This is a genomic window from Paraburkholderia fungorum (genome assembly GCF_046026025.1).
GTDB classification, from domain to species: Bacteria; Pseudomonadota; Gammaproteobacteria; order Burkholderiales; family Burkholderiaceae; genus Paraburkholderia; species Paraburkholderia fungorum_E.
Window position 1 is genome coordinate 205,606 of record NZ_JAQQFL010000012.1, and the last position, 11,284, is coordinate 216,889.

The 11,284-nt window shown below is 62.1% G+C and carries 10 protein-coding genes; 3 read left to right on the forward strand and 7 right to left on the reverse strand.

Translation table 11 applies throughout. From position 1 onward, the window contains the following. Nucleotides 1–73: 73 nt before the first annotated feature. Together PQR67_RS15960 and PQR67_RS15965 are read left to right on the forward strand one after the other, a co-directional pair. On the forward strand, nt 74–1,291 hold the full coding sequence (locus tag PQR67_RS15960) for an amidohydrolase family protein (protein WP_408460793.1): 1,218 nt from the start codon (nt 74–76) through the stop codon (nt 1,289–1,291). 78 nt (nt 1,292–1,369) lie between these two features. Continuing rightward, a complete protein-coding gene (locus PQR67_RS15965) occupies nt 1,370–2,206 on the forward strand; it encodes a bifunctional allantoicase/(S)-ureidoglycine aminohydrolase (protein ID WP_408460796.1) in 837 nt (278 codons plus the stop codon). 13 nt (nt 2,207–2,219) lie between these two features. Here PQR67_RS15965 and PQR67_RS15970 read toward each other — a convergent pair whose 3' ends face one another. The 4 genes from PQR67_RS15970 to PQR67_RS15985 are packed head-to-tail and all read right to left on the reverse strand — an operon-like array spanning nt 2,220 to nt 6,601. After that, nucleotides 2,220–3,671 carry an amidohydrolase family protein gene (locus PQR67_RS15970; protein WP_408460799.1) on the reverse strand — a complete coding sequence of 484 codons (1,452 nt, stop codon included), beginning with the start codon at nt 3,669–3,671 and terminating at the stop codon, nt 2,220–2,222. Between the two features lie 34 nt (nt 3,672–3,705). Then, nucleotides 3,706–4,902, reverse strand: a complete 1,197-nt coding sequence (locus PQR67_RS15975; RefSeq protein ID WP_408460849.1) for an amidohydrolase family protein — start codon at nt 4,900–4,902, stop codon at nt 3,706–3,708. Between the two features lie 5 nt (nt 4,903–4,907). Then, nucleotides 4,908–6,386 carry a sodium:solute symporter family protein gene (locus tag PQR67_RS15980; RefSeq protein WP_408460802.1) on the reverse strand — a complete coding sequence of 493 codons (1,479 nt, stop codon included), beginning with the start codon at nt 6,384–6,386 and terminating at the stop codon, nt 4,908–4,910. Then, complete coding sequence (locus PQR67_RS15985; protein ID WP_408460805.1) at nt 6,383–6,601, reverse strand: DUF3311 domain-containing protein; 219 nt, start codon at nt 6,599–6,601, stop codon at nt 6,383–6,385. The genes PQR67_RS15980 and PQR67_RS15985 overlap by 4 nt, the downstream gene beginning before the upstream one ends. A gap of 343 nt (nt 6,602–6,944) precedes the next feature. On the opposite strand from PQR67_RS15985, the gene PQR67_RS15990 reads away from it, so the two are divergent. Beyond that, a complete protein-coding gene (locus PQR67_RS15990; RefSeq protein ID WP_408460807.1) occupies nt 6,945–7,826 on the forward strand; it encodes a LysR family transcriptional regulator in 882 nt (293 codons plus the stop codon). 16 nt (nt 7,827–7,842) lie between these two features. Here PQR67_RS15990 and PQR67_RS15995 read toward each other — a convergent pair whose 3' ends face one another. The 3 genes from PQR67_RS15995 to PQR67_RS16005 all read right to left on the reverse strand — a co-directional run. After that, the gene (locus tag PQR67_RS15995) at nt 7,843–9,165 is read right to left on the reverse strand and encodes an NAD(P)/FAD-dependent oxidoreductase (RefSeq protein ID WP_408460810.1); all 1,323 of its coding nucleotides are present in this window, start codon (nt 9,163–9,165) and stop codon (nt 7,843–7,845) included. Beyond that, on the reverse strand, nt 9,165–10,457 hold the full coding sequence (locus PQR67_RS16000; RefSeq protein WP_408460813.1) for an NAD(P)/FAD-dependent oxidoreductase: 1,293 nt from the start codon (nt 10,455–10,457) through the stop codon (nt 9,165–9,167). The genes PQR67_RS15995 and PQR67_RS16000 overlap by 1 nt, the downstream gene beginning before the upstream one ends. Before the next feature lie 73 nt (nt 10,458–10,530). Beyond that, on the reverse strand, nt 10,531–11,284 hold a 754-nt coding region (locus tag PQR67_RS16005), incomplete at its 5' end, for a DUF3138 family protein (RefSeq protein WP_408460815.1).

Genomic DNA, 11,284 nt, shown 5'->3' on the forward strand with positions numbered 1-11,284 from the left:
GCAGCGCGACGAACGCTATCCGATCAGGGCGCGCTGGAGGAGTCCTCGAGTCCTGATTTGCAGAGGCAGAACCATGTTCGACCGCGTATTCGTCAATGCCGTAGATGCCGACGGCAATCCGCTCAATCTCGCCGTACGTGAGGGCCGTTTTGCCGGCATCGGTCCGGCGCATCCTCAGACCGGCGGCGCGGAGATCGTCGATCTGGAAGGGCACCTGGTGTTGCCCGGATTTGTCGATGGACATATTCACCTCGATAAAAGCTTCGTGGGCGATGGCTGGCGTCCGCATCGTCATGTCGCGAGTCTGCGTGAGCGTCTTGCTATTGAAAAGCAGGAACTGGCGCACGCCGCGCCTATCGTCGAGCGCGCCGATGCGTTGATCCGTCAGGCCGCTTCGTTCGGCACTATGGCAATGCGCAGTCACGTCGACGTCGACGCGACGACGGGTCTGACCAACCTGCATGCCGTCATGGAAGCGCGCGAGAAATGGCGCGGCGTCGTGGATATCGAACTTGTCGCGTTCCCGCAGGCGGGCGTCGTGTCGTGTCCCGGCACGGCGGAGATTCTCGATGCTGCGGCCCGTGAAGGCGCGCAGGTCGTGGGCGGGATCGATCCGACAACGCTGGATGGTGACGCCGAAGGGCAGCTCGATATTGTCTTTGGCATTGCTGAAAAGCGCGGCGTGAAAGTCGATATTCATCTCCATGAGCCGGACCAGCAAGGTATCGATCAACTGCATCGCATTGCCGCGCGCACCCGGGCGTTGGGGCTGAACGGCCGGGTCTCGGTGAGTCATGCTTACGGTCTCGGCGACGTTGCGCCCGAGGTGGTCGACCGGATTGCCCTCGCACTCGCGGAAGCGGGCGTATCGATCATGACGAATGCGCCGGGCGACCGCGCGTTCCCGCCCATTCTGCAACTACGCGCGGCTGGTGTGCATGTGTTCACGGGTAACGACAACATTCAGGACGCGTGGTGGCCGTATGGCAATGGCGACATGTTGCAACGGGCCATGCTGGTCGGTTACCGCTCCGGTTTCTATACGGATGAAGAACTGCGCGTTGCGCTCCACATGGCGACAGACGCGGGCGCTGGCGTGCTGGGGAAAAGTGACTACGGGTTGAAGGTCGGCAATGAAGCGAGCTTCGTCGTGGTGAAAGCGCCGAACGCGGCTGCCGCCGTTGCCGCCGTACCGGCTGATCGGGCCATTGTCCGAAGCGGGCAATTCTGGGGCGATGTGTCCCGTTTGCAGTTCAAGGTTATGACGCCCCGACAAGGCATCACCGGCTGAAGTCATCGTCAGGCAGGAAACCGATACATGGCTTGCCGGCGTCGGAACATCAACGTGAATTATCAAGGAGAGTGGCGAATGTCACGGAGCACTTACTATGCACCTCACGGCGGCCATCCGGCCCAGACCGAACTGCTGACAGACCGCGCCATGTTTACGGAAGCGTATGCGGTCATTCCCAAAGGCGTGATGCGGGATATCGTCACCAGCCATCTGCCGTTCTGGGAGAAGACCCGCCTGTGGGTACTGGCGCGCCCGTTGTCCGGATTTGCCGAGACGTTTGCGCAGTACATCATGGAAGTCGGCGCCGGCGGCGGCAGCGAGCATCCCGAACAGGACGAGAAGGCCGAAGGCGTGCTGTTTGTTGTCGAGGGTGAAATCGAAGTCACGCTGCGCGGCGCCGCGCATGTTCTGAAGCCCGGTGGCTACGCGTTTATTCCACCCGGCACGGACTGGTCGTTGCGCAATCGCAGCGGCGACACCGCCCGTTTCCACTGGATTCGCAAGCACTATGAGCGCGTTGATGGCTTGCCGCTGCCAGAGGCCTTCGTGACGAACGAGCAGGACATCGAACCGATCCCCATGCCCGGCACCGACGGCCGCTGGGTGACGACGCGCTTCGTCGACATGAACGATATGCGCCACGACATGCACGTCAACATCGTCACGTTCCAGCCTGGCGGCGTGATTCCGTTCGCCGAGACTCACGTGATGGAACACGGCCTGTATGTACTGGAAGGCAAAGCGGTTTATCGCTTGAACCAGGACTGGGTCGAAGTCGAGGCCGGTGACTTCATGTGGTTGCGCGCCTTTTGCCCGCAGGCCTGCTATGCCGGCGGACCAGACCGTTTCCGCTACCTCCTGTACAAGGACGTCAACCGGCATATGAAGTTGACGCTCAACGCACCGCGATAAAACCGCTCCGGCTTCAATAATGGCTACGCCGCCACAGCGTTGGCGGCGTTTCCAGCAGATGACGCAGACCTGCGCGATCGAACGCGCGATCCGCGGCCGCCGTCACGCGTTCGAGAATGTCGCCTTCGTCGACCGATAGCACACGATAGTTTTCCATCAGAATTTTGCCACCCACCATTGTCATGCATACGTCGCCGGCGTTGGCGAAGCAGGTGACGCGATGGACGGGCATATTCATCGGCATGAGGTGCGGCTTGTACAAGTCGATCAGAATGATGTCGGCCAGCTTGTCCACTTCGAGCGAACCGAGTTCGTGGTCGAGCGACAACGCTTTGGCCGCGTCGATCGTGACCATTTCGAGTACCTTGCCGTGCGGCAGGACGTCCGGGTCACGAAAATGACGGCGGTGGTAGTGCATGCATTGCCACATGTGACGGAACATGTCGTAGCCCCGGTCGGGCGCCGCGCCATCCGAGCCGATCGCCACCGTCACGCCGGCATCGATGAGTTCCGGCACGGGACATCGGCCGATAATCGACATGATCGCGCTCGGGTTATGCACAATCGAGGCGCCTGTTTCGACGCATGCCGCAATGTCCGCGGCGTTCAGATCGATGGCGTGCGACATGAACGACTTCGCGTTCAGCAGTCCCAGCTCGCGATGCGCAAAATCCAGCGTGCCGGTGCGATGGCCATCCTGCGTCAGGCTTAGACCGCGTTCGTGAGCCAGCGCCGCGTAGTGCCTCGCTTCACGCCGGAACACGGCTTCGTGAGCCGCGTGCCCGGGATAGTGCTGCGGTGCATAGACGGGCAGCGTCAGCGCAATCTGGATGCGGCCGTCGGCGTCGCCATGGCATGCGTCGATGATGTCCTTGCACACGTCCAGCATCTGCGCGAAATCGACCTCGCGCGTCACGCTGCCGCTCGCGTCGTGCCGGGTGTAGGCGCGCGGCTCGGGTGGCCGCGACGGACCCACCGCGACGATCGAGCGGGTGCCCGTTTTGACTACCGCGTCGCAGTGGCGTCGCGCATAGACAGGGTCGTCGACGCGCATGATCGAGTCCCCGCCGCCGAGCAGCGATACGCCGGTCGTCACGCCTGCCTTGAGGCGCTCCAGTGCCGCAAGATGCGATTCCATTTCCCAGAACGTTTCGTCCGATGCGCGCGTATAAATCGCCTCGCACGCGGCCGACCATGCATCGCCGTTCGCACCCCCAATCGTTCTGAGCATCGCGTGCCCGGCGTGAGCATGGGCGTCGATCAGACCCGGCAGGACCGCTTTGCGGCGGGCGTCGATCACGCGATCTGCCTGGTATTGCTGAACCAGCGTGCGCGTCTCGCCGACGGCGACAATGCGATCGCCCTTGATTGCCACCGCACCATCTTCGATAACACGGCGTGCGGGATCGAGCGTGATCACGCAGCCGTGCTGAATGAGTATGTCGACCGGTTGCTTATCGTTCATATACGGGCTTTTCTTGTGAGGTTTTCATACGACGTTACACAGCATCGACCAGTTCGCCGTTACGCGCGACAATGCGTCCGTTCGCCACCACCAGGCGGCGTTTGGGCCGGCTAACCATAGCGTGCGCGACGGATTGCGCATCGACCAGCACGAGATCCGCGCGTGCGCCGACGTGCAGGCCATAGTCGATGAAGCCGCAACCTTGCGCGGCAGCATGGCTCACACAGTCGAATGCCATCGCAAGGTCGTCGTCGCGCCGCAAGTCGTAGCGCATGCCGATCAGCATCGCGCGTTCGAGCATGTCCGGTACGCCATACGGTGACCAGGTGTCGCGAATGCCGTCGTTGCCGCCGAAGATCGTGATGCCTTTTTCCTTGCAAAGCTTGAGCGGCGGAACCGGGCGGGATGGCGGCGCGCTGGTCAGAAGCGCCACGCGCAGATGCGCGATCCGCTCGAGCAGCACGTCGCGTTCACGTTCCGGTAACGCGCCGAGACAGAACGCGTGGCTGACGACCACCTGACCCTGCATCCCCATCGCCTCGACGCGATCGAGCAGCAGTTTCAGCGTGAATGCGCCGACTTCGCCGGGTTCGTGCAGATGGATATCGATCGGCTTGCGGTAACGCTCCGCCAGCTCGAAGGTCGCGTTCAGCGACGCGACCGGATCGCCGTCGATCAAGGCGGGATCGAGCGCGCCGAGTACGTCGGCGCCTGCTGCGAGCGCGCTGCCGAGCAGTTCGACCGTGCCGGGACGGATCAGCATCCCGGACTGGGGAAACGCGACGATCTGCATGTCGAGCACATCGCTCAGTGTCTGCCGTGTGCTGAGCAGACCATCGACGTAACGCAGCCGCGCATCGGTATCGACGTCGACATGGGTGCGCAGGCGCGTTGTGCCTGCCTGCAAGAATGCCCGCGCCAGCGCGAGCGACTGGGCGGCCGCGTCGTGCCCCGACGTTTTGCGCCATTCGCGCTCATTGTTGATCCGGTCGGTCAATGCCGGTCCAACCTCGTTGCGATACCACGCCTGGCCCCAGTTGGTTTTGTCGATGTGCGTATGTCCTTCGACGAAACCCGGCAGCAGCAATGCGTCGCCGCCGTCTTCAACTGCCGCGCCAGGTTGCGCTTCGAGGTGCGCGCCGAGCGCCGCGATGCGACCGTCGGCGATGGCGACGGAAACCGGTTGGCCATCAGCCAGCCGGACATTGGAGAGGAGCAGGGAGCGAGTCATATTAGTCATGCCGATTCGACGGAAGTGGTAACACGGGTCTGCAACGCGCGCTGCGCGGCGCTGATGGCGATGAACACCGTGGCGTTGGCGAACAACGCGACGAGGCCCGTGTTAATGGAAGTGAAGGCGATGGGTGCGGCCGGGAACACGGAGGCCAGCGTCATGCCGCGCCAGTTCGCCAGCGCCAGCACGACAGCGCCCGCGAAGATGCCGCCGAATGCCGCTTCCCGCGTACCGAACGGCCGTTTCAGGAAACTTGAAGCGAGCATGGGTACGAGTTGCGTCAGCAGGCTCGACGAGAAGATCGCGAGGGCGACGAAGTTCGAGCCGCCATGCAGTACGAAATAAACGACGACCAGCGTGAACAGCGGCAACGCGATTCGCGCGACGCGCGCGACTTCCCGGTCGCTTGCCTGCGGTGCGAAGCCTTCCCGGTAGACGTTGCGTGCAATCATGGTCGACGCATTGAGCATGATCAGCGAGCCGGGCACCAGTGCGGTAAGCAGACCCGCGCCGCCGACGATCCCGACGAACCACGACGGGAACGTCTGTTTGACGAGCCGCAGCAGCGCGAGATCCGTTTGTGCGCCCTCGAGTCCATGCACGGTCAGCACCGCGGCGAAACCGACGAGGAACAGGAACGCGATCAACACCTGGTAAATCGGCATCAGCATGGTGTTCTTGCGCAACGCCGACGCGTCGCGCGCCACGTAGACGGCAGTGAAGCCGTGCGGGTACAGATAATAGCCAAGCGATGTCAGCAGCAGCGTCGAGTTGTACCAGCTCAGATTGAAGCCACGCTCCGGCATGCGCAGCAGTTCCGGATGCACGGCGTCGATGCGCGCGAACATTTCGCCAAAACCGCCGAAGTAGTGTAGCGGCAAATAGGTGCCGAGAAAAATCGCGAGCCCGAGGATCAGCACGTCCTTGAAGATCGCGATGTTGGCAGAACCGTGGATGCCTGACACGCTCATGTACAGGACCATCAGTGTCGCGCTGATCCAGATGGCGGTTTCCTGCGAGATCAGGCCATATGACATCTCGGAGACGATAATGCCCAGGCCGCGTAACTGGATGATCAGCAGGGATACCATCGCGAAGACTGCCACGATCGACACCAGCACGCCGATGGCGCGACTGTTGTATTTCGAGGCGAAATAATCGGCGAACGACACGAGGCCGTGATCTTTCGCGTAGCGCCAGATGGCCGGCAGCATCCAGTAACCGATCATGTACGCCAGACAGCCGTACGACAGAATGTAGAACGCCGGTACCCCTTTGCTGTAGGTCCAGCCGCTTGCGCCGAGAAACGAGAAGGTCGAGAAAGCCTCACCTGCCATCAGCAGGAAGGTAAGCAGCGATCCGAAGCCGCGGCCCCCAACTGCCCATTGTTCCAGACTGAGCGTCTTGCCGCGACGCGCATGCAGGCCGACTGCCAGCGCGAAGAGGGCAAACAGGATGATGATGACGAGTGCGGCGTTCATTGTCCGTCTCCCGTGCGCCCGCTCGCGCGCGCCGCTTCATCGCGATTGTCGAGACAATAAATGATGGCGAGGACGGCAGCGGTTGCGGCCATCCAGAGCAGATTCCATACGAGCAGGAACGGCAGGCCGAACAGAAGCGGCCTGACGGCGGCGAGTGAGCCGCCTGAGTAGATGCCGATGAATGGCAGCGCCGCCAGTAGAAAGCGAAGCTTCATGGAATTCCTCCTGAGGTATCTTGCGTGTCTCGTTAGAACTTCTGACGCGGGCCGCTGCGGCAATGCCGAGCCGTGTTTCGCCCACAATCGAGTTCTTTTTTGTCTGATGTTTCAAGCGGCGTAGCCGGCTATTGAATGGCCACGCATCGACATCGCTGGATGTTATCCATCTCGCCCTGCATTCAAAAGTTAAATGTTCAAATGCATGTCAGTGGAAAATCAAATACCATTGGAATGACTTGAGCGGAGCGGGGATGGGTTGTCCGCAAGGCTCGAGCGCGATTGCCAGCCTGCTTGATGCGTGATAGAAGTCAGCGTCCGCATTCAAAGATCAACTGATTCGATGAAACACAACGCCAAAGCACGTACACCGTTGTTCGATCTGGATCTGCTGAAAGCCATTGTTATGGTGGCCGATTGCGGCACCTTTACCGCGGCTTCCGCCCGGCTTCATTCCACGCAGTCCACCGTGAGCCAGAAAGTGCGGCGCCTGGAGGACATGGCGGGGCACAAGCTACTCGAGCGAGGCAGTCGCGACGTGAGTCCGACCGATGCCGGCGAAACCTTGCTGGCCTATGCTCGCCGAATGCTTGCTCTCAATGATGAAATGATCGAGGCGCTGTCGGGCGCGACGGTGGGGCTGACTGTCCGGCTGGGCGTGCCGGAAGATTTCGTCGGCGGACCGACCACCCATATGCTCGCCGCGTTTAACCGCAAGCATCCGCAGGTCAAGCTTGAAGTCACCAGCGGATTAAGCCGCGACCTGGGCAATAGCTACGATCGCGGCGACCTCGACCTGATCCTCGTCAAGCAGCGGCGCAACAGCCGTGAGGCGGTCGCGTGCTGGCCGGAGCAATTGAGGTGGATCGACAGTGCGAAAAGTCCTTCGATCCAGCTCGATCCGATCCCCCTCGTCGCATTTCCGCCGCGCGGGCTGTACCGTGACGACATGACCAATGCGATTGAAGGGCTCGGACGCCGTTGGCGGCTCAGCTTTATTAGTTCTAGTTTGAGCGGAATCCAGGCGGCCGTTGCCGATGGTCTCGGCATCAGTCTTCTTCCCGCGCGCGCGGTGACGGCGGATCACGTCGTGCTGACACCGAAAAGCGGGCTGCCTTCAATCGAATCCATGGATATCGCGCTGCTTCATCGCCCGACGGCCGACGCCGCCGTCAAGGAACTCGCGCGCGCGTTGGCACGGATGTTGGGGGCGCAGCGGCGATGAGGCGCTCGAGCACGGCCTAGAACAACTCAAGTATCCGGTGATACATCATCCCGAGTTCCAGCGCAGGCCCGCGCAAGGCGGGGCCACCTGGAAAGCGCGCATGCCGTAACTGCGCGAACAGATCGAAGGCCGCTGTCTCACCCGCCATGGCCTTTGCAATCACGCGCCCGGCAATTCCGGTCAACGCCACGCCGTGGCCGGAAAAGCCTTGCACATAGAAGTAATTCGGATCGATCGAGCCAAAATCGGGCGCGCGATTTCGCGTCACGTCGACGAAACCGCCCCACGCATAGTCGATTCGCACGTCGTCGAGTTGCGGGAACACGCCAATCATGCGCTTGCGAATCTCCTCGCCGAGTTGCACGGGCGACGCGCCGGTCGAACTCGCGCGCCCACCGAACAGCACGCGATGATCCGCCGACAGACGGAAGTAATCGAGGAAGAAGTTGTTGTCGCAAATCGCTTCGCGCCCTTTGATCAGGGCGTCCGCACGTTCTTTGCCGAGCGGCTCCGTGGCGACGATGTACGACGCGATCGGCGCGATACGCGCAGCCACTGGCGCGGGTAACACCTCGCCGATGGTGGCGTTGCCACACGCGGCAACGAAGCGGCAGTGCACTTCGCCGCCGGCGGTCCGCACAAAAGGGCGTGCGCCGCGCACGACTTCGATCACCGGCGAATGCGCGAACAATTGGGCGCCTTCGCGACGAGCTGCATCAGCGAGCCCAAGACAATATTTGAGCGGATGCAGATGGCCGGAAAACGGATCGTAGACGCCCGCCAGGTAGCGTCGCGAGGCGACGCGTGAACGCACTTCATCGGTATCGAGCCACGAGAGCTTCGTATAACCCCAGCGTTGCGAGGCCGACTCCATCCACGAACGCAAATCCGGCACGCGCTTCGGTTTGGTCGCGACCGTCAGATAGCCGGAAGTGAAATCGCAATCGATGCCGTAGCGCTCAATACGCTCGCGCACCAAAGCGACACCTTCCACCGACATCGCCCACGCAGCGCGCGCACCGTCGAGACCGAGCTGACGTTCGATGATCTCGTCTTTCGCGAAACCCACCAGCGTCTGCCCGCCGTTGCGGCCCGACGCACCCCAACCCGGACGATGTGCGTCGAGCACGACCACCGACAAGCCGCGCGCCCGGCATTCCAGCGCCACCGACAAACCGGCGAAACCCGCGCCGATCACGCAGACGTCGGCTTCCACGGTGCCGCCGAGCACCGGATCGTCGGCAAGCGGACGGGTGGCGCTCGCTTCGTAGTACGAGTTGGCGATCAGCGCGTCGGCGCGGAGGTCGAGGGTGTTAAAGCCGGGAGTCGGAGCATTCATCAAAGCAGGTCCTTCATTCGATACCAGGCCATCGCGAGCACGAGGGCAGGGGTACGCAGTGTAGCGCCGCCCGGGAAATCGCGGTGGCGAATCTTGCCGAACAGATCGAAGCGCGATGCCTGGCCGTCGATTGCTTCGGCGATCAGTTTGCCTGCGAGACCGGTGGTGTTCACGCCGTGACCGGAGAAACCCTGCGCGAAATAGACCGTGGGCGATAGCCGGCCGAAATGTGGCGCGCGATTCATCGTAATGTCGACGAAACCACCCCACGCATAGTCGATTTTGACATCGTCGAGTTGCGGGAAGGTCTTCAGCATATCGCGGCGCATCGCCTCGCCGAGATTGTGCGGCGCGAACGTCGAATAGCTGACTTTGCCGCCCCACAGCAGACGGTTGTCGGGTGCCGGCCGGAAATAGTCCAGCACGAAGCGGCTGTCGCACACGGCCGCTTTCGCCGGCATCAGCGCTTCGGCGCGATCGGGGTCGAGCGGTTCGGTGGCGATCACGTAGGTGCCGACCGGCATGATCTTGCTGGCGACATCCGGCGCGAGTTGGCCGAGATAGGTATTGCAGGCGAGCACGACGAATTGCGCACTCACCTTGCCGCGCGCGGTTTCGGCCACATGCCGGCCGTTTTCCTCGCGCAAGGCGGTGACGCAACTGTCCTCGAAAATCTGTACACCGGCGGCGCGTGCCGCGCGCGCCAGACCGAGCGTGTAGTTCAGCGGGTGCAGATGGCCACTGTCCGCATCGAACAGGCCGCCAAGGTAGCGTTGCGATTGAACATACTCGCCGACGCCATCGGCATCGACATAGCTGTAGCGGTCGTAACCGAAGCGGCGTTGCGCCTCGTCACGCCATTTTTTCAGATCATCCGTATCGCGTGGCTTGTTCGCCGCGGTCAGATAACCCATTGTCAGGTCGCAATCGATCTGATGCTTGGCGATGCGCTCCCTGACAATATCGAGGGTTTCGAGCCCCATGTCCCAAACACGCTTCACGTCATCCGCGGGCATAAACTTCGCGAATGTATCGATATCGCAGGCAAAGCCGCCGATCAACTGGCCGCCATTGCGGCCGCTCGCGGCCCATCCGACTTTCGATGCTTCGAGCACCGCGACCGAGTGACCGCGTTCGGCGAGATTCAACGCCGCCGAGATGCCCGTGAGTCCCGCGCCGATCACACAGACGTCGACATTGAGCGTTTCTTCGAGCGTGGGATGGCGTGTACTGTCATTCGCGGTTGCTGCGTAATACGAGGTGACGTGAGGCTGGTTTGAGAATCGGAGCATAGGCAGAGCATGCAGAAGAGGCCTGGCTGCGCGGCCCGCGATAAAGCCGGGCCACGCGTTCAGGCGGTACGGATTAGAACGAGTAGATGAACTGCGTCGCGAGGATGTCGTTGGACTTGCCGTACGAACCGTCGTTCTTCAGGAACACCTGCTTGTTGGCCCAGTCGTGGCGGTATTCCACCTTGACCGTGATCTGCTGGGTCGGATAGAACAGCACGTCGAGCGACACATCCTGGTGGATCGCACCCTTGCACTCGAAGCCAAGGCCGCCGTTCGCCTTCGAATTGGCGAGACAGTCGGCGCCAATGCCGAAGCCGTCAGACGTGTCCATGCCATTCGAGTTCAACGCGACGCCACCACCGCCACCGCCGTTCTTGCTGTCGACCAGCACGTCATACCGTGCCGTCGCGCCCATGCGGCCCACCACCGGCAGCGTAAACTTGCGGTGCGCGAGCAGCGAGAGGCCGTACCACTGCGCCTGGCCACCGTTGAACGCGGCGTTCTGCTGCTGACCGTAGTCGATCTCGGCGTTGTACTGGACGTCAGCCTGCGTGTAGGCCAGATCTGCTTCGCCGAAGAAGAACGTGCCAAAGGCGCTAGGCGCCTGGCCACCCACGCCATACACCGGAATCGTGTTGCCGTTCACGTTCTGCGTGGCGGCCGACAGTGTCTGACGGCCGATATTGAACGAACCGCCAATATCCAGCGCGCTCGACCACGTGTAGTCGACACGAGCCGTGAAGGTCGGGATCTTGTTGCTGCTGGTGATCGGATCGCCCAGCGCGTTGGTGCCGGTCTGCACCACCGAGCCATACGTGCGGTACTGT